This window comes from Streptomyces sp. NPDC004752, assembly GCF_053601275.1.
Genome location: NZ_JBSGBN010000172.1, coordinates 1 through 17,913 on the forward strand (window position 1 = coordinate 1; position 17,913 = coordinate 17,913).

The window sequence follows — 17,913 nt, forward strand, 5'->3', positions numbered from 1 at the left end:
GCCGGGCCCGCGCGGCCGCCGCACCCCCCCCGGGCGCCGGCCGCCGCGGCCCGGGCGCCCGCTCCCCCCCGGTCGGCGCCCGCCGCCGGGACGGCCGGGGCCGAGGCCGAGGCCGGGGCGGCACTCGCGACGGCTGCGGCACTCGCACGGCCGCCCGGTCCGCGTCCATCCGTTCACCCCAGGGGTGCCGGCTGCGGCAACCCCACCGGCCAGCTGTGAACCGGTTCGCCGAGGTGCATCAGCTGGGCGTAGCGGCGGGTGGTGGCGGCCAGTGCCGCGTCGCGGGACAGCCCCTGTTCCAGGGCCCGGTGGAAGGTCGCCGTCTGCCAGGCCGCGCCGTTGACCCGGCGTCGGCAGCGCTCCTCGATGACGCCCAGGTAGAGGTCGCGGTCGGCGGCCTCGACACCCCACGCGTCCAGTCCGGCCGCCGCCAGCGGCAGCAGTTCGTCACGGACGAGGGTGACCGCGTCGACCTCGCCGATGCCGCCGTAGCGGCCCCGCCGCGGCCATACGAAGCGGGCGTCGATGCCGTACCGGCAGGCCGCGTCGAAGTTGGCCTCGGCCGTGGCGAAGGGCATCCGGGTCCAGACGGGGCGCTGCTCCTCGGCGAGGGCGCGCACGAGACCGTAGTAGAAGGCGGCGTTGGCGATGACGTCGGTGATGGTGGGTCCGGCGGGCAGCACGCGGTTCTCCACGCGCAGGTGCGGTACGCCGTCCGCGATGCCGTAGACGGGACGGTTCCAGCGGTACACCGTGCCGTTGTGCAGGACGAGTTCGGCGAGCCGGGGCACGCCCCCGGCGTCGAGCACCGCCAGCGGATCCTCGTCGTCGCACATCGGCAGCAGCGCCGGGAAGAACCGCAGGTTCTCCTCGAACAGGTCGTATGCCGAGGAGATCCACCGCTCGCCGAACCAGGTACGCGGGCGCACCCCCTGGGCCTGGAGCTCGGGCGGGCGGGTGTCCGTGGACTGCTGGAACAGCGGTGGCCGGGACTCGCGCCACAGTTCGTGGCCGAACAGAAAGGGCGAGTTGGCGCCGACCGCGATCTGGGCCGCGCAGGCCGCCTGCGCGGCGTTCCAGACGTCGGCGAAGCGTGCCGGGGTGACCTGGAGGTGCAGTTGAACGGAGGTGCACGCCGCCTCGGGCACGATCGACTTCGAGGTGCAGGTGAGGTGCTCCACCCCCGCGATGTCCAGGACGAAGTCCTCGCCGCGCGCGGCCACGATCTGATCGTTGAGCAGCGTGTAACGATCGGCCTCGGAGAGGTTGGAGGAGACCAGGTCGTCACGGTCGAGAGTGGGCAGAATGCCGATCATCACGATTCCGGCATCCACCTCACCGGCCTTCCGGTCGGCGTACGCGAGTGCGGTACGAAGTTCCTCCGCGAGCCGGTCGAATACCCGGCCGCCCAATCGGTGTGGGGCTATGTTGACTTCCAGGTTGAACATGGCGAGCTCTGTTTGGAAATCGCGACTCGCGATGCGCTCCAGCACTTGCCCATTCAGCATTCTGGGCATGCCGTCCGGGCCGGCGAGATTCAATTCGATCTCCACGCCCATGAGATTCTTCGGGCGGTCGAACCGCTTCTCGACCAGCAGTCGCTCCAGTCCCGTGAGACACCGCACGAGCTTTTCGCGGTGGCGCCGGCGTTCGGACAGGTCGAACGGCCCCGCCACGACCTTCTCCCCCATCGAAGCGTCCCTCCTCGGATGGGCGGGCCGAGCATCCGGCCGCCGGTGGTACCGGTCAGGTTGGATGATGCCCAGCCGAAGCGATCGATAACGTCCCGCGCGGCCCGCGCGCCCGCTACGCTGTCGGAATGTGTCCTGTGGCACATTCACGAGGCATGAAGTGGCCCACACCACAGAGTGCCCCGCCGATCTCGTGAAAAACGCCGACGCCATTCGGCCGACCGCTCGGGGAGTGGATTCCGAGGTCAGCGGGACGGATCACGCCTTGAATCGGCATGATTACCGCAAATCGGCGGCCGAATAGTACCTTGCGTCATTCATCGCCAACGATTAGCCGAAACAGCGGCTGAACTGGTGTCGTATAAACTCCGCACAAGGCAGACGGTTGGCGCCCACGATCCTGATTCCTGCCGTCGAGGTGACGTGCGGCAGACCCTCAGCCGCACCTCGCTCACCGACCTGGGTCCCGCCTCTGCCCACATCGAGCTGACAGCGCCGTCCGCCCACGCCCTCGCGCCAGCGCGCCTGTCGTACGAGAGAGGCGACCCACCATGCCGCTGCAAGTCCCCCCTGCTCCAGCGCCCGCACTGCGCTCCGTCCTCACGGCCCTCGGTTCCCCCACCGCGGTCCGCGAGGCCCCGACCCCCTCCCTGCGCACCGCGGAGGGACCCACCACCGCCGAACTCCCGCTGCCCGTCCACGTGCTGGACCGGATCACGGCGGAGTCCGGGGCCGTCACACGGCTGACCGGCTGGCGGTTCCTGATCCGCTGCGGCGGCCGCTCGATGGCCGCCGCCGATACCGTGCTGACCGCGGACGGCTGGGCGTTCTCCCGCTTCTTCGAGGGTCCCTACATCGCCTCCACCGAACGCGCGTTGCACCAGGCCGAGGCGCTGCCCCAGCCCTACCAGCCGCGTCTGCTGTCCATACCGGGCCTGTACATGCTCACGCTGTGGCTGCACGGAGACGGTACGGCGGACGGCGCCGAGGGCCATCCGGCCGCCACCGACCTGCTGGTGCCACTGGCTCCCGCGCCGCCCGGCATCGCGGCCCACCGTCCGCACCGGGTGGCCGAGTTGCTGCCGGTCCTGACCCACCGGGTGACCCCCGTGCCCCTGCTCGGCTCACCCGCCTGAACCGTCCCGCACATCTCCCGTACCCCGTCTCCAGGACCAGGAGGCGGGGTACGTCCGTGCGTGCGGCGTCAGGGAGCGGACGTGCGAATGTGCAGGCGTGGCGGCCGTGCGGGCGACGACCAGGCCGGCCGCCTTCGGTCATCACGAACCATCCGCAGCGGCCTCGGAGTTGGGATGAACCGTACGCCTGCGCGATGCGTCATCAACCTGTGAGGAAGCGGTGCCGCGAAATCCCTGCGGATCGACGCCCGGACGGCAACACTGGATTCCGACCGACTCATCATCACGGGGGACAGACATGACCACGACAGAGCGAAAGATCCCACCCATGTGCCAGCACCAACCACCTTGTCCGACCGCCGAATCCGCCGACCGGGAGTCCGCCCGCCTCCAGGCGCACCACCCGGAGCAGGGCTGGAGCCTGCTGTGCAACGGCGTGCTGCTCTTCGAGGACACCGGTGAGCTCCTGCCCGACGGCCAGATCATCGCCCCGCACCGCCCGCAGGGCGCCCACCAGGTGATGACCGCCGCCTGACGTACCACCCGGGCGGCCTGCCGCCACGCCCGGTGACATGAGGGGCCGGCTCGCACACATTCGATGCGCACCGGCCCCGACGCGTGTCCGGAACCGAAGGCACAGCGGCAGCGAAAGATTCGGTCACGACCTCGAAAACCTGCGGTGCCTCCCGTGCGCGGGCGCAGACGCGTCGGACACGGTGGGTCAGACGGCGGTCCGGTGGTCGAACCAGTCGACGTGGGCGCGGCCCTTCAGTGGCCTGCATCCGTGGCCTGCATCCCGATGACGCGTCCGGTGAAACCGCCCGCCCCCTCGCCGGACGGATACCACCCGTCGCTTTCGGCCGACTGCCGGCGGAACGACGCCTTCGCTTCGCCCCCACCGAGAAGGCCACGGTGTCCGGCCCGCCCGCCCCGATCCCCGGCGCCTGCCGCCCGGCGGCCGTCAGGCCGTCACAGTGGGTGCCACCGCCGATGTCGTACGGATCTCGACGACGAGCGTGATCGACCCCCGCGCCACGGACCGTCCCACGGGCCGCTGCCGCACCGGCCCGATCCGCACCACCACGCCACCACGCCACGGCCGACCGTTCCCGGGATCCGCACCGTCCACACCGTGCCCCGCAGCAGGTCGGCGCAGACAGTCGCCGATCTCGCCGGTGCGCGGCGCACGGGCGAAACCCCGCATCAGCGCCACGGCCACCGCCACACCCACACCCACACCCACGGCCGCGGAGACGAAATCTCCGCCGAGGGAAGCCGGGGGAAGGAGTGCAAGGAGCCGATGGCACCACCGCTGTGGGCCCACCACACCCGCGACGGCGGCTGTCCGCCATACGGCCCAACACACGACCGTGGCGACCCTCGCGGACGGACGCCGGTCGCCGGGTGCGCGGACACCGTCCGACATGGCCTTCTTAACGCAAGATTGATGCCCTCGGGCCCTGCGGTCCACGGGCCCGCGTGTCACGCTCTGCCTACGCTGGATCCGCCCTCCGCACGATGGCCGGAAACAGGGCTGAGCCGCACGTCAGGAGCACTCCCCGATGGCCACGACCGAGCACCCGCCCCCCAGTCGGCTGCGCGCCTGGATGCTGGAGGGCCTGTCCGACATGGGCAGGAAGGGCAGCCTGACGGGTCCCCACGCCGAACCGGAACCGACCCACCAGGGGCAGCGCTGGTGGCGGGTGATGTGCCTGACCGGTGTGGACTACTTCTCGACCCTCGGCTACCAGCCGGGCATCGCCGCCCTGGCGGCCGGTCTGCTCTCCCCGCTGGCGACGATCGTGCTGGTGATCGTCACGCTGGCGGGTGCCCTGCCGGTCTACCGGCGCGTGGCCGAGGAGAGCCCGCACGGCCAGGGCTCGATCGCGATGCTGGAGCGGCTGCTGTCCTTCTGGAAGGGCAAGCTGTTCGTCCTGACGCTGCTGGGCTTCGCGGCCACCGACTTCCTGATCACCATCACCCTGTCGGCCGCCGACGCCTCCACCCACCTGATCGAGAACCCGCACCTGAACAGCGTGCTGCACGGCCGACAGATGCTGATCACCCTGCTCCTCGTGGCCCTGCTCGGCGCGGTCTTCCTCAAGGGCTTCCTGGAGGCGATCGGCGTCGCCGTCGTGCTGGTCGGCGTCTACCTCGCGCTGAACCTCGTCGTCGTGATCACCGGCCTGTGGCACGTCGTCACCGCGGGCCATGTCGTCACCGACTGGACCAGCGCCCTGACCGCGGAGCACGGCAATGTCTTCGTCATGGTCGGACTGGCCCTGATCGTCTTCCCGAAGCTGGCGCTCGGCCTCTCCGGCTTCGAGACCGGCGTCGCCGTCATGCCGCATGTCCAGGGCGACCCGGCCGACACCGAGGAGCGTCCCACGGGCCGGATCAGGGACACCAGGAAGCTGTTGACCACCGCGGCCCTGATCATGAGCTGCTTCCTGATCGCCACCAGTCTCATCACCACGCTGCTCATCCCCGCGCCGGAGTTCAAGTCCGGCGGCCAGGCCAACGGCCGCGCGCTGGCGTACCTCGCGCACGAGTACCTCGGCAACGCCTTCGGCACGGTCTACGACGTTGCGACCATCGCGATCCTGTGGTTCGCGGGCGCCTCCGCGATGGCGGGTCTGCTCAATCTGATGCCGCGCTATCTGCCCCGCTACGGCATGGCCCCGCACTGGGCGCGCGCGGTACGCCCGATGGTCATCGTCTTCACCCTCATCGCCTTCCTGGTGACCTGGATCTTCAATGCCGACGTCGACGCGCAGGGCGGCGCCTACGCCACCGGTGTGCTGGTGCTGATCAGTTCCGCGGCGATCGCCGTGACCATCGCCTCGCGCAAGGCCGGGCAGCGCCGCTGGACGGTCGTGTTCGGGATCATCGCGACGGTGTTCCTCTACACGACCGTCGCCAATGTCATCGAGCGCCCCGACGGCGTGAAGATCGGCGCGTGCTTCATCGCCGGCATCATCCTGGTCTCGCTGCTGTCCCGGCTGGCCCGGGCCTTCGAGCTACGCGTGACCAGTGTGACGCTGGATGACATGGCGGAACGTTTCGTCAGGGACATGGCCAGCCGGAAGATCCGGTTCATCGCCAACGAGCCCGACCGGCGCGACAAGGCGGAGTACCGCGACAAGATCGAACAGATCCGCCAGGACAACGACCTGCCCGAGCAGGAGGACTTCGTCTTCGTCGAGGTGACGGTCACCGACCCGTCCGAGTTCGAGGCGGGCCTGACGGTGCACGGCGAGGTCCTGCACAACCGCTACCGTGTCCTGACCCTGGAATCCGCCTCCATCCCCAACGCCCTCGCCGCGCTCCTCCTCCATGTCCGGGACGGCACCGGGCGCACCCCGCACATCTACTTCGAGTGGACCGAGGGCAACCCCCTCGCCAACTTCCTGCGCTTCCTCCTGTTCGGCCAGGGCGAGGTCGCCCCGGTCACCCGCGAGGTGCTGCGCGAGGCCGAGCCGGACCGCGGCCGACGCCCGCGGGTCCACACGGGCTGACGGGAACGCCCGCGTCAGCGGGCCGTCAAGATGTGCCGGAACGGCGTCAGCGCCCTGTCAGCAGGAGATGTCGCGGCCGTCGGAGCGGCCTAGCGTGGGTTGTGTGGAACGTGGCACGGCACCCACTCCGACCGGCGACCGTCACTGGCGCAGCAGCGCCCGGCTGGCCGTGGCGTATGCGCTCGTCTTCGGTGCGCTGACGACGCTGACCGACTGGGAGGCCGGCACCCTCACCCCGGCGCGCGTGGTGCTGTGGCTCGTGCTCTCCACCGCCATCGGACTGCTCCTGACGCCGCCGCGCGTCGCCGCGGGCCGGGGCTGGCTCTCGGTGCGCGGACCGCTGTGCCGACGGGTGGTCCGCACGGACCAGCTGGTGGGTGTCCGTCAGTTCGACGGCGTCTCCTCGCACCTGGTGTTCCGGGACATCGACGGCCGGCGCCTCGAACTCGACCCCCGGGTCCTCGCCGCCAACCCGTTCCTCTGGCACGAGGTCGACACGGGACTGCGTCACTCGCTGCAGAGCGGCACCCTGCGCCAGGGCGTGGACGTGCTGCGCAGGCTGGAGCGGGCGATCGACGACGAGGAGGCCAGGGCCGTGCTCAAGGAGTCCGGGATGTCCTGACCCCGGCGCGCCGAACCCGCCGCCACCCGCCCGCCTGCGCCGTTGTGGGCCCGTGGCCCTATCGTGACCGGCATGCAGTCCTACACGATCGGCCAGGCGGCGCGGCTGCTCGGCGTGAGCCCGGACACCGCACGCCGCTGGGCCGACGCGGGCCGGATGGCGACCCACCGCGACGAGGCCGGACGGCGGCTCATCGACGGCAGGGACCTGGCCGCGTTCTCCGTCGAGCTGGCCAGGGCGGGCGCGGGCGACGAGGACACGTCGTACACCTCGGTACGCAACGCCTTCCCGGGGATCGTCACCGCGATCAAACTCGGTGATGTCGCGGCCCAGGTCGAGATCCAGGCGGGCCCGCACCGGCTGGTCTCGCTGCTGACCCGGGAGGCCGTCGAGGAACTGGGCCTGGAGGTCGGCATGGAGGCCACCGCCCGGGTGAAGTCGACGAACGTACACATCGACCGCATCTGAGGCGCGGCTCCACCCCATCAACCGCCCACCGAGCAGGAGTGCGCCCCGGCGGGACTGTACACGGCTGAGGTCTCCATGGCGCACCGATAGCGCCCATCCACCCGTATCCCGTTGATACCGCTGATGTGCCGCGCCCCGCACCGGTCCTGCGGGAGCACCAGCTGAGGTCCGTGCCGGGCGAGCGGGGTGTCGTAGATGGTGACGGCGAGCAGCACGGGCGCGTGGGCGAAGTCGGGGTCGATCTCGGCCCAGGACAGCAGCGCGTGGTGTCCGTCCGTGCCGTCGACGGCGATGAGGAAGCGCAGTCGGTCCTTGCGCCGCACGGGATCGAAGCCGGGGCCCGCGTCGGACAGGACGTCGTACAGCAGCGGACCGGCGAACCGGTGGTGCCGCGTTCCACTGGTGGCGCACTCGAAGCTGACCCGTACGCGGTGCTGTGGCCAGGCGAGCAGATCCGGCACCGTGAGGCGGACCGGCCGGGCCAGGTCGCCGGTCAGGGCGAGCTCGGCGAGCGTCACGTGCTACTCCTCCCGGATGACGGTACCCGCGGCGCGGTCCCGTACAAACGCACATGCGCACCTTGGTCCATCATTGTCCCAGCTCATGCGATGCGACAGAAGACTTACGCCTTGCAGATGCGGCAGTATCATCGCGGCACGGTACGACACGACACGGCTGTGGTGTGCGGCCGTGGCGGGGCGCGACAGCTTGTCCGAGGACGTGAAGGAGTAGACCCGTGATAACCCGTTCCGAGCGCCGGTCCCGGCGGATGCTGCAGGTGGTCGGCGCGGGAGCCGCCGCCCTGATGGTGCTGAGCGCCTGCTCCTCCTCGGACGACTCGTCGTCGCCCGCGGCGGGCTCCTCGTCCGGCTCCTCCTCGGCCTCGCCGAAACTGTCCGGCACGGTGACCGTGTTCGCCGCGGCCTCGCTGCAGGAGAGTTTCACCGAGCTGGGCGCCGACTTCGAGAAGCAGCACCCGGGCACCAAGGTCACCTTCAACTTCGGCGGCAGCGACACGCTCGCGGCGAGCATCACGGGCGGCGCGCCCGCCGATGTCTTCGCCGCCGCCAGCCCCAAGACAATGGCGATCGTGACGGACAAGGACGACGCGGCCAAAACCCCGGTCACCTTCGTCCGCAACCAACTGGAGATCGCCACCCTGCCGGGCAACCCCGACAAGGTCTCGTCCCTGAAGGACCTCACCCGGTCCGGTCTGAAGGTCGTCCTGTGCGACAAGACCGTGCCGTGCGGCGCCGCCGCTCAGAAGGCCCTGGCGGCCGGCAAGCTCAAGCTCACCCCGGTCTCCTACGAACAGGACGTCAAGAGCGCCCTGACAAAGGTGGAGTTGAAGGAGGCCGACGCCGCGATCGTCTACAAGACCGATGTGAAGGCCGCGGGCGACAAGGTCGACGGCGTGGACTTCCCCGAGTCGGCCGAGGCCGTCAACGACTATCCGATCGCCCTGCTCAAGAACGCGCCCAACGCCGAGGCGGCCGAGGCGTTCATCGCGCTCGTGCGTTCCACCGAGGGCCAGCGGGTGCTGAGCGAGGCCGGGTTCCTCAAGCCGTGACCCGGCGCGACCGGTCCGGTGCCGCGACCCCCACCGCGAAGGGCGGGCCGCGGCGCCGGGGCGCCCGCGCGCCGGGTCGGCGCGGGGTGCCGCTGCCGCTCCTGCTGCCCGGCGTCGTGGCCCTGGCGTTCCTGCTGCTGCCCCTGCTCGCCCTGCTCGTCCGGGCCCCGTGGGGCAGCCTGCCGGAGCTGCTGAGCAGCACCGAGGTGTGGCAGGCGCTCCAGCTGTCGCTGACCACGGCGACCGCGGCGACCGGAGTGAGCCTGGTCCTGGGCGTGCCGCTGGCCTGGCTGCTGGCCCGCACCGACTTCCCCGGCCGCGGTGTCGTACGCGCCCTGGTCACCCTGCCGCTCGTCCTTCCGCCGGTGGTCGGCGGCGTGGCCCTGCTCCTCGCCCTGGGCCGCAACGGCGTCGTCGGCGCAGGGCTGGACTCCTGGTTCGGCATCACGCTGCCGTTCACCACGACGGGCGTGGTGATCGCCGAGGCATTCGTCGCGATGCCGTTCCTCGTCATCAGCGTCGAGGGCACGCTGCGCGCCGCCGACCCGCGCTTCGAGGAGGCGGCCACCACCCTGGGCGCCTCCCGGTTCACCGCGTTCCGCCGGGTCACGCTGCCACTGATCGCCCCCGGCATCGCGGCGGGCGCGGTCCTGGCCTGGGCCCGCGCGCTCGGCGAGTTCGGCGCGACCATCACGTTCGCCGGCAACTTCCCCGGCCGCACCCAGACCATGCCGCTCGCGGTCTATCTGGCCCTCCAGAACGATCCCGAGGCGGCCATCGCGCTCAGCCTGGTCCTGCTCGCCGTCTCGATCGCGGTACTGGCGGGTCTGCGGGACCGCTGGCTGACCACACCGTGACGTTCCCCTCCGCCGCCGTCCGCTCGCGCCCCCGGCCATGCGCGACCGTGCGCGACCGTGACGGCGTCCCGAAGCGTCGGTCCCGGGAACGATTCCGATGCGGTCCCGCGGCGTACGACCGTACGATCGCCGGTACGAGCGGCATCCGTACCGACCAGGCCCCATCGCACCACGTCCCCACCGCACCGGCCCTCACCCGACCAGGCCCCGCCCCACCGCCTGCCCACCGCGCCGCCCTCACCCGGCCGACCGGGGCGTCCGCCCGGCCGACCGCCACGCCCGCCGGTCCGGTCCTGCCCGGCACGGTCCTGCGCCCGCCGACCCCTGGATGTGCACCCCATGCCGGACATCGACGACACCACGGCCGACCTTGTCGCCGAAGGTACCCGCGGTGACGGGCTCGACGCCCGGCTCGTCGTCGATCGCGGTTCCTTCCGCCTCGACATCGCTCTGCGGGCCGCACCCGGAGACGTCGTCGCCCTGCTCGGGCCCAACGGCGCCGGAAAGACCACGGCCCTGCGCGCCCTCGCCGGTCTCGTCCCGCTCACCGGCGGCCATCTGCGACTGGACGGCGCCGCCCTCGACCGCACGGCCCCGGAGTCACGTCCCGTCGGCGTCGTCTTCCAGGACTACCTGCTCTTCCCGCACCTGTCCGCCCTGGACAACGTGGCCTTCGGCCCCCGCTGCCAGGGCGCGACCAAGGCCGAGGCCCGGGCCCTCGCCGCCGCCTGGCTGGACCGGATGGGCCTCGCCGAACACGCGGGCGCCAGGCCCCGCTGTCTCTCCGGCGGCCAGGCCCAGCGGGTCGCCCTGGCCCGAGCCCTGGTCACCAGCCCCCGCCTGCTGCTCCTCGACGAGCCGCTGGCCGCCCTCGACGCCCGCACCCGGCTGGAGGTACGGGCCCGACTGCGCCGCCACCTCGCCGAGTTCGAGGCGGTCGCCGTCCTGGTGACGCATGACCCACTGGACGCCATGGTGCTGGCCGACCGGCTCGTCGTGGTCGAGCACGGCCGCGTGGTCCAGGAGGGCTCCCCCACCGACATCGCCCGCCGTCCGCGCACGGACTACATCGCACAGCTGGTCGGCCTCAACCTCTACCAGGGCCGGGCCGAGGGGCACACGGTACGGCTGGACGGCGGGGCGGCCATCACCACGACCGAGGACCTGTCGGGTCCGGTCTTCGTGGCCTTCCCGCCGAGCGCCGTCACCCTCCACCGGGACCGCCCCACCGGCTCCAGCGCCCGCAACCTGTGGCGCTGCGAGGTGGCCGGCCTGGAGACCCACGGCGACCAGATCCGCGCCGCCCTGACCGGCGAACTTCCCCTCGCTGCCGACCTCACCACGGTCGCCGCCGCGGAGCTGGACCTGCACCCGGGCGCACCGGTCTGGGCGACGGTCAAGGCGACCCAGACCCACGCCTACCCGGCCTGATCCACCGACTGCGGCTACGGTGGGGACCGCCAAAAACCCTTAACCCCACAATCCCCCACATCCTGCGAGGCGTTCCCATGAGCCTGAGCATCCGCAACCAGCTCCCCGGCACCGTCACCGCCGTCACCCCGGGGGAGGCGATGGCCACGGTGAAGGTCCGCCTCACCGGCGGTCAGGACCTGACCGCCGCGATCACCCTGGAGGCGGCCGAGGACCTCGGCCTGGCCACGGGCTCCGCCGTGCGCGCCCTGGTGAAGTCGACGGAGGTGGCCCTGGCCACCGCGCCGGTCGAACGCGTCTCGATCCGCAATCAGCTGCCCGGTACGGTCACCGGCATCGCCGTCGGCGGCGCGATGGCCTCCGTGAAGATCGCGGTCGAGGGCGGCGCGCTGACCTCGGCCATCACCAGTGAATCCGTCACCGACCTGGGTCTGTCGGCGGGCTCCTCCGTCTTCGCACTGATCAAGTCGACCGAGGTGTCACTGGCAACAGCCTGAGCACGCCCTGGCCGATGCGGTCGGCCTGCCGCCGTGGCGATACGGTCGGCCTGCCGCCGTGGCCAGTGGGTCCGGTTGCCGCCGTGGCCGATGCCGACGGCTTGCTGCCCTCGCCGGTGCGGTCGGTTTGCGACGGGCATATGTGAGGGCTCCCGCCCGGGCCTCGGGCGGGAGCCTTCACACGTTCGCTCGGCTAGTCCTCGTACGCGTCCAGCGGCGGGCAGGAGCAGACCAGGTTCCGGTCGCCGAATGCCTGGTCGATCCGGCGGACCGGAGGCCAGTACTTGTCGGCGGCCGAGACACCGGCCGGGAAGAGCGCCTCCTGACGGCTGTAGGGGTGCGCCCACTCGCCGCCGAGCGCCGCCGCGGTGTGCGGGGCGTTGCGCAGCGGGTTGTCGTCGGCGGGCCACGCGCCGGAGCCGACCTTCTCGATCTCCGCGCGGATCGCGATCATCGCCTCGCAGAACCGGTCCAGCTCGGTCAGGTCCTCCGACTCGGTCGGCTCGATCATCAGCGTGCCAGCCACCGGGAACGACATCGTCGGCGCGTGGAAGCCGTAGTCGATCAGCCGCTTGGCCACGTCGTCCACGCTCACACCGGTCGCCTTGGTCAGCGGGCGCAGATCGATGATGCACTCGTGCGCGACCAGGCCGCCGGGACCGGTGTAGAGGACCGGGTAGTGGGGCTCCAGGCGCTTGGCGATGTAGTTGGCGGACAGCACGGCCACCTGTGTGGCCCGCTTCAGCCCCTCGCCGCCCATCAGCCGGACGTACGCCCACGAGATGGGCAGGATCCCCGCGGAGCCCCACGGCGCGGCCGAGAGGGGTCCGACGCCCGTCTCCGGACCGGCGGCGGGCTGCAGCGGGTGGTTCGGCAGGTACGGCGCCAGGTGCGAGCGCACGCCCACCGGACCCACTCCGGGACCGCCGCCGCCGTGCGGGATGCAGAACGTCTTGTGCAGGTTGAGGTGCGAGACGTCACCGCCGAAGTGGCCCGGCTTGGCGAGCCCGACCAGCGCGTTGAGGTTGGCGCCGTCCACGTACACCTGGCCGCCCGCCTCATGGACCTGGGCGCAGATGTCGGCGACGTGCTCCTCGAACACGCCGTGCGTGGACGGGTAGGTGATCATCAACACGGCCAGCTCGTCGCGGTGCTGCTCGATCTTCGCCCGCAGATCCGCACTGTCGATCTCGCCGTCCTCGGCGGTCTGCACGACGACGACCTTCAGGCCGGCCATCACGGCGCTCGCGGCGTTGGTGCCGTGCGCGGAGGACGGGATGAGGCACACGACGCGACGCTCGTCGCCGTTGGCGCGGTGGTAGCCCCGCACGGCCAGCAGACCGGCCAACTCACCCTGCGAACCCGCGTTGGGCTGGAGCGAGACCCTGTCGTACCCGGTGATCTCGGCAAGCCGCTCCTCCAGCTCGCGGATCAGCGTGAGATAGCCCTGCGCCTGTCCGGCGGGCGCGAAGGGATGCAGCTGACCGAACTCGGGCCAGGTCACCGGCGTCATCTCGGTGGTGGCGTTGAGCTTCATCGTGCAGGAGCCCAGCGGGATCATGCCGCGGTCCAGCGCGTAGTCACGGTCGGCCAGTCTGCGCAGGTAGCGCAGCATCGCGGTCTCGGAGCGGTGCTGGTGGAAGACGGGGTGGATGAGGAACGCGTCGGTGCGCAGCAGCGCCTTCGGAAGCGTGTCCTCGGTGACCGCGTCCAGCGCCCCGACGTCGCCCCGCACGCCGAAGGCGGACCACACGGCGCCGAGGCGGTCCCGGGTGGTCGTCTCGTCGCAGGCGATCGAGACATGGTCGCTGTCGACCAGGCGCAGGTTGACGCCGTGCTCGCGCGCGGCGGCCACGATCTGCGCGGCGCGGCCCTCTGCCCGGACCGTCAGCGTGTCGAAGTACGCGCCGTGCACGGTCTCGAACCCGCCGCCGACCAGACCCGCCGCGAGGATCGCGGCGTACCGGTGGGTGCGCTGTGCGATGGTCCGCAGCCCCTCGGGACCGTGGTGGACGGCGTACATGCCGGCCATCACCGCGAGCAGCACCTGCGCGGTGCAGATGTTGCTGGTGGCCTTCTCACGCCGGATGTGCTGCTCACGGGTCTGCAGGGCGAGCCGGTATGCCTTGTGCCCGTCGGCGTCGACGGAGACGCCGACGAGGCGGCCCGGCAGGCTGCGCGCGAACTTCTCGCGCACGGCCAGGTAGCCGGCGTGCGGCCCGCCGAAGCCCATGGGCACGCCGAAGCGCTGGGTCGTGCCGACGGCGATGTCCGCACCCAGCTCGCCCGGCGACTTCAGCAGCGTCAGGGCGAGCAGATCGGCGGCGACGATGACGAGCGCGCCGAGTTCATGGGCTCGCTCCACGACCGGCTCGATGGCGCGCACGGCTCCGGAGGCACCGGGATACTGGATCAGTACGCCGTTGATCTCCCGCCCGGCGATCTCGGCCGGGATGCCCTCGCTGAGGTCGGCGACGACGACCTCCACGCCGGTCGGTTCGGCACGGGTCCGGATCACGGCGATGGTCTGCGGCAGCGTGTCCGCGTCGACCAGGAAGAGGCCCTTCTTGTTCTTGCCCATGCGCCGGCACAGGGCCATCGCCTCGGCCGCGGCCGTGCCCTCGTCGAGGAGGGAGGCACCGGAGGTGGGCAGTCCGGTGAGGTCGGCGACCATGGTCTGGAAGTTCAGCAGGGCTTCGAGCCGCCCCTGTGAGATCTCCGGCTGGTAGGGCGTGTAGGCCGTGTACCAGGCCGGGTTCTCCATGACGTTGCGCAGGATCACGGGCGGCGTGAAGGTGCCGTAGTAGCCGAGCCCGATCATCGAACCGAGGACCTGGTTACGGTCGGCGAGGGAGCGCAGTTCGGCGAGCACCTCTGCCTCGGTACGCGCGCCCGGCAGGTCGAGCCCGTCGGCGTTCTTGATCACATCCGGTACGGCGGCAGCGGTCAGCTCGTCGAGCGAGCCGTAGCCGACCTGCGCGAGCATCTTGGCCCGCGCCTCCTGGTCGGGCCCGATATGCCGCTGCTCGAAGGGGGTGCCCTGTTCGAGCTCGGAGAGCGGAGTGCGAGGGGCGGTCATGTGCGGGGGCCTCCTGGTCTGACGCGACCTTCGAGGGGCGCCCCGGCGCGGGCACCCCGACGGCCTCCCCCTCTGTCATCTCGACCTGAGAGCTTCACCGCGTCACCCGAGGGTGCGCGGCTTTCCCCGTCGGTGAGAGCGGGGGCCGTCGACACCCGCCCTGCTTTCCAGAGTGACCTCGTCCGTGCGGTACGTGAGCCTGAGAGATTCCGGGGAGGATTTGCTCCTTCGGCGCCTCCGACGATGTCCGGAGGACTCTCCCGCACGGGATCAGCAGCCGCTTGTCAGCGTACCAGCGAGGTCAACGGCGAGGGCTTCGAGTGGCCGCCTCCTCGAATCTGCTCTTTTGTAGTGCTTACGAATGATTTGCGACCTTGAGGAGGGCCCGTGCAGACCGACATCGATCCGCGCAACCTGATCGGCCGCAAGGCGTTCGACCGCAACGGCACCAAGATCGGCACCATCGACGAGGTCTATCTCGACGATGCCACGGGAGTGCCGGAGTGGGCGGCCATACGGACCGGCCTGTTCTCCAGGGACGCCTTCGTCCCCCTTGAGCCGAGCGAGTTGATCGAGGGCACCCTGCATGTCCCCTTCGACCGCGCCCTCATCAAGGACGCCCCCGACTTCGGCGTGGGCCGCCATCTCTCCCCCGATCAGGAACTCCAGCTCTACCACCACTACGGCCTGGACGTGGCCGCACAGCCCCCACACCCCGACCACGACTTCGGCAAGCTGGCGGGCCGGGACGAACCCTGACGCCCCCGTCGGCACCCACCCCACCCCTGTACGGCCCAACGCCCCCACCCGTTTGTGCACACGCCCCTTTCATCCCCTCGCACTTCAACCGTTCAACCGGTCACACCGAAGCACCCCCACTTCCTCACTCGCACCGACTCGGCCGCAGCCGCGTCCGGCCCCCGGATCCCCCGCCCCGGCTGCCCCGCATATGCAACGCCTCCGCCCGTCTGGACGCCGAGGCCGCCGGGGGCGCGCCGACGGCAGGGCGCGCCGGTCGTCGCTGTGCCGTTCACCCACGGCCCTTCCCCCCGGCTCACTCCCGGGCGAAGGGCCGACGCCTGGCCGCCCCGCAACGACAGCGCCAGACCCGCCCGGCGCACGCAGTGAAGGCACACCCACCACAGCCCGCAGTCCGACGGCCCCAGCCCCCGATACGGCAGACGGCAGGCCGGAGACCGCAGAGGCCAGACAGCGCCAAGGATGGGCCTCGAACACACCCAGCACCCCGGCGGCCCGGCCATCGGCACTCCGCCCCGCCCCGGGGCTCTGGAGGATCCCGCTGCCCCCGCCGCCCTGCAGCGCCGGCTGCTGGCCGGCCGCCGGCACACCAGGACTCCCGCCGGACTCGTCCCCATACCGGACTCGTCCCCATAGCCGAATAGCCGACGACCCGGCCCACGCGGCCTACTTCCCTCCCGGGACCGGATGGCGCTACTCCAACACCGACTACCTCCTGTCCGACCTGCTCATCCAGTCCAGAAGGCGACCGGTCACGCCTACGGCCAGGAACCCCGCATCAGCCGTTCCCTCGCACCCCGGCCGGTCCCACCCCCGGTCTTCCTCCACCCCCCTCCGCTTCCCCAGGCACCAGCGGCAGCGGATCCGCCGGCTCCAGACCGGGATCGTCGACCCGGAACGTCCGCACCCGCCCCGGTTCCGATCCCGGGGTCTCGAATCGCACCGTCACCCGCCCCAGACCGCTGCCCTGTACCCAGCCGTGCCCGAGCTCGGTGTGCCGCACGTCGTGCCCCGCGGGCCACTGCCGCTCGGCGGCCGTCGGCCGCTCCTCGACGGGGTCGGTCACGGTCTCCTCCGGCGCCGCGTCGGCCGGCTCCCCCGCCGCCTGCGCGAACAGGTCCTCCTGCGTGTAGTCGGCGAGGCCGGAGACGCCCACCCCGAGCAGTCGCACCCCGCCCGTCGTATCCACCGAGTCCAGCAGTCGGGCCGCCGCCTCCCGCACCACTGCGGGATCGTCCGTCGGTCCCCGCAGCGTCTCCGATCGGGTCAGCGTGGAGAAGTCGTACCGCCGCACCTTCAGCACGATGGTCCGCCCCGACAGCCCCGCCCCGCGCAGCCGCCGCACGCACCGGTCGGCCAGCCGCTGCACCTCCAGGCCGACCCGGACCCGATCGTGGATGTCCACGTCGTACGTGTCCTCGACGGACACCGACTTGGTCTCCCGTTCGGCCACCACGGGCCGCTCGTCGTGTGCCAGCGCCATCGCGTACAACGAGTGCCCATGGGCCTTGCCCAGCAGCCGCACCAGCTCGTCCTCGCCCGCCTCGGCGATCTCCTCGACCGTGGCGATCCCGGCCCGCCGCAGATGGTCCCCGGTGGCCGGCCCCACCCCCGGCAGGGTCCGCACCGGCATGGGGCCGAGCAGCGCGCGCTCCGTGCCCGGTTCGATCAGCACCAGGCCGTTCGGTTTGGCCTGCTCGGAGGCGATCTTCGCGAGCATCTTGGCGGCGGCGAGCCCCACCGAGCCGGTGAGCCCGGTGACGGCCCGTATGTCCGCGCGCAGCTTCACCCCGGCCAGCCGCGCCGACCCCTCGTCCCAGGCCGTCCCCCCGGCCTCCAGGTCCACGAACGCCTCGTCCAGGCTGAGCGGCTCCACCAGCGGGGACAGCTCCCGCAGCAGCGCCATCACCTGCTCGCTGATCGAGCGGTACAGCCCGAAACGCGGAACGAGACAGGCGGCGTTGGGGGCCAGTCGGCGCGCTTGGGCCATGGGCATCGCCGAGCGGACCCCGAAGGCCCGTGCCTCGTACGAGGCGGTGGCGACCACCCCGCGTGGTCCGAGCCCGCCCACGATGACGGCCTTCCCGCGCAGGCTCGGCTTGGACGCCTGCTCCACCGAGGCGAAGAAGGCATCCATGTCGAGATGCAGGATCGTGGGCGTGTTCCTCACATGTCCGATGCTGCACCACGCCACTGACATTGATGCTGATACTCAGGTTCCGGTGATCGTGGCCCAGCCACTGACTGACGCCCTGCTGGGTTGTCTTCCCGTTGTTCTGCCCGGT

16 protein-coding genes and 1 riboswitch are annotated in these 17,913 nt (G+C 71.4%); of the genes, 11 read left to right on the top strand and 5 right to left on the bottom strand.

Going from position 1 to position 17,913, the window contains the following annotated elements; all coding sequences use genetic code 11:
• Positions 1-173 precede the first annotated feature (173 nt).
• A complete protein-coding gene (locus tag ACWEKM_RS41595) occupies positions 174-1,691 on the bottom strand; it encodes a glutamate--cysteine ligase (protein WP_451626497.1) in 1,518 nt (505 codons plus the stop codon).
• A gap of 551 nt (positions 1,692-2,242) precedes the next feature.
• On the opposite strand from ACWEKM_RS41595, the gene ACWEKM_RS41600 reads away from it, so the two are divergent.
• Complete coding sequence (locus tag ACWEKM_RS41600; protein WP_451626498.1) at positions 2,243-2,827, top strand: hypothetical protein; 585 nt, start codon at positions 2,243-2,245, stop codon at positions 2,825-2,827.
• A 328-nt stretch (positions 2,828-3,155) separates the two neighbouring features.
• On the top strand, positions 3,156-3,362 hold the full coding sequence (locus ACWEKM_RS41605; RefSeq protein WP_451626499.1) for a DUF5999 family protein: 207 nt from the start codon (positions 3,156-3,158) through the stop codon (positions 3,360-3,362).
• A gap of 426 nt (positions 3,363-3,788) precedes the next feature.
• Here ACWEKM_RS41605 and ACWEKM_RS41610 read toward each other — a convergent pair whose 3' ends face one another.
• Positions 3,789-4,058, bottom strand: coding sequence for a hypothetical protein (locus tag ACWEKM_RS41610; protein WP_451626500.1), 270 nt, complete (start codon positions 4,056-4,058; stop codon positions 3,789-3,791).
• Between the two features lie 331 nt (positions 4,059-4,389).
• On the opposite strand from ACWEKM_RS41610, the gene ACWEKM_RS41615 reads away from it, so the two are divergent.
• The 3 genes from ACWEKM_RS41615 to ACWEKM_RS41625 all read left to right on the top strand — a co-directional run bounded on the left by ACWEKM_RS41615 (position 4,390) and on the right by ACWEKM_RS41625 (position 7,435).
• Positions 4,390-6,345: an amino acid transporter gene (locus ACWEKM_RS41615; protein ID WP_451626501.1), complete on the top strand. Its 1,956-nt coding sequence runs from the start codon at positions 4,390-4,392 to the stop codon at positions 6,343-6,345.
• A gap of 103 nt (positions 6,346-6,448) precedes the next feature.
• The gene (locus ACWEKM_RS41620; protein WP_451626502.1) at positions 6,449-6,967 is read left to right on the top strand and encodes a hypothetical protein; all 519 of its coding nucleotides are present in this window, start codon (positions 6,449-6,451) and stop codon (positions 6,965-6,967) included.
• 72 nt (positions 6,968-7,039) lie between these two features.
• The gene (locus ACWEKM_RS41625; RefSeq protein ID WP_451626503.1) at positions 7,040-7,435 is read left to right on the top strand and encodes a TOBE domain-containing protein; all 396 of its coding nucleotides are present in this window, start codon (positions 7,040-7,042) and stop codon (positions 7,433-7,435) included.
• Positions 7,436-7,452: 17 nt separating this feature from the next.
• Here the strand turns inward: ACWEKM_RS41625 and ACWEKM_RS41630 are convergent, their stop codons facing one another.
• Entirely contained in the window at positions 7,453-7,953 is a 501-nt protein-coding gene (locus tag ACWEKM_RS41630) for a molybdopterin-dependent oxidoreductase (protein ID WP_451626504.1), read from the bottom strand.
• 221 nt (positions 7,954-8,174) lie between these two features.
• On the opposite strand from ACWEKM_RS41630, the gene modA reads away from it, so the two are divergent.
• The 4 genes from modA (at position 8,175) to ACWEKM_RS41650 (ending at position 11,790) form a co-directional block, all read left to right on the top strand.
• Positions 8,175-9,005: a molybdate ABC transporter substrate-binding protein gene (modA, locus tag ACWEKM_RS41635; RefSeq protein WP_451626512.1), complete on the top strand. Its 831-nt coding sequence runs from the start codon at positions 8,175-8,177 to the stop codon at positions 9,003-9,005.
• A complete protein-coding gene (modB, locus tag ACWEKM_RS41640; RefSeq protein WP_451626505.1) occupies positions 9,002-9,862 on the top strand; it encodes a molybdate ABC transporter permease subunit in 861 nt (286 codons plus the stop codon). Before modA ends, modB begins: the two co-directional genes overlap by 4 nt.
• Positions 9,863-10,201: 339 nt before the next feature.
• Positions 10,202-11,293, top strand: a complete 1,092-nt coding sequence (locus ACWEKM_RS41645; protein WP_451626506.1) for an ABC transporter ATP-binding protein — start codon at positions 10,202-10,204, stop codon at positions 11,291-11,293.
• Between the two features lie 77 nt (positions 11,294-11,370).
• The gene (locus ACWEKM_RS41650; protein ID WP_451626507.1) at positions 11,371-11,790 is read left to right on the top strand and encodes a TOBE domain-containing protein; all 420 of its coding nucleotides are present in this window, start codon (positions 11,371-11,373) and stop codon (positions 11,788-11,790) included.
• A gap of 193 nt (positions 11,791-11,983) precedes the next feature.
• Here the strand turns inward: ACWEKM_RS41650 and gcvP are convergent, their stop codons facing one another.
• Positions 11,984-14,869 (bottom strand): aminomethyl-transferring glycine dehydrogenase, encoded by a 2,886-nt coding sequence (gene gcvP / locus ACWEKM_RS41655; protein ID WP_451626508.1) that lies wholly within the window; start codon positions 14,867-14,869, stop codon positions 11,984-11,986.
• A 177-nt stretch (positions 14,870-15,046) separates the two neighbouring features.
• A riboswitch (glycine riboswitch) is annotated at positions 15,047-15,142 on the bottom strand.
• Between the two features lie 114 nt (positions 15,143-15,256).
• Between gcvP and ACWEKM_RS41660 the strand changes: the two genes are divergently transcribed.
• Together ACWEKM_RS41660 and ACWEKM_RS41665 are read left to right on the top strand one after the other, a co-directional pair.
• Positions 15,257-15,628, top strand: coding sequence for a PRC-barrel domain-containing protein (locus ACWEKM_RS41660; RefSeq protein WP_451626509.1), 372 nt, complete (start codon positions 15,257-15,259; stop codon positions 15,626-15,628).
• 462 nt (positions 15,629-16,090) lie between these two features.
• Positions 16,091-16,264 (top strand): hypothetical protein, encoded by a 174-nt coding sequence (locus tag ACWEKM_RS41665; RefSeq protein ID WP_451626510.1) that lies wholly within the window; start codon positions 16,091-16,093, stop codon positions 16,262-16,264.
• A gap of 142 nt (positions 16,265-16,406) precedes the next feature.
• On the opposite strand, the gene ACWEKM_RS41670 is transcribed toward ACWEKM_RS41665, so the two are convergent.
• Entirely contained in the window at positions 16,407-17,798 is a 1,392-nt protein-coding gene (locus tag ACWEKM_RS41670; RefSeq protein WP_451626511.1) for a DNA polymerase IV, read from the bottom strand.
• Positions 17,799-17,913 lie beyond the last annotated feature (115 nt).

Bases quoted from the DNA above. Each gene is read 5' to 3' on its own strand.
- ACWEKM_RS41605 (WP_451626499.1), top strand. From the start codon at position 3,156: ATGTGCCAGCACCAACCACCTTGTCCGACCGCCGAATCCGCCGACCGG.
- ACWEKM_RS41645 (WP_451626506.1), top strand. From the start codon at position 10,202: ATGCCGGACATCGACGACACCACGGCCGACCTTGTCGCCGAAGGTACC.
- ACWEKM_RS41665 (WP_451626510.1), top strand. From the start codon at position 16,091: ATGGGCCTCGAACACACCCAGCACCCCGGCGGCCCGGCCATCGGCACT.
- ACWEKM_RS41625 (WP_451626503.1), top strand. From the start codon at position 7,040: ATGCAGTCCTACACGATCGGCCAGGCGGCGCGGCTGCTCGGCGTGAGC.
- ACWEKM_RS41600 (WP_451626498.1), top strand. From the start codon at position 2,243: ATGCCGCTGCAAGTCCCCCCTGCTCCAGCGCCCGCACTGCGCTCCGTC.
- ACWEKM_RS41615 (WP_451626501.1), top strand. From the start codon at position 4,390: ATGGCCACGACCGAGCACCCGCCCCCCAGTCGGCTGCGCGCCTGGATG.
- ACWEKM_RS41650 (WP_451626507.1), top strand. From the start codon at position 11,371: ATGAGCCTGAGCATCCGCAACCAGCTCCCCGGCACCGTCACCGCCGTC.
- gcvP (WP_451626508.1), bottom strand. From the start codon at position 14,869: ATGACCGCCCCTCGCACTCCGCTCTCCGAGCTCGAACAGGGCACCCCC.
- ACWEKM_RS41595 (WP_451626497.1), bottom strand. From the start codon at position 1,691: ATGGGGGAGAAGGTCGTGGCGGGGCCGTTCGACCTGTCCGAACGCCGG.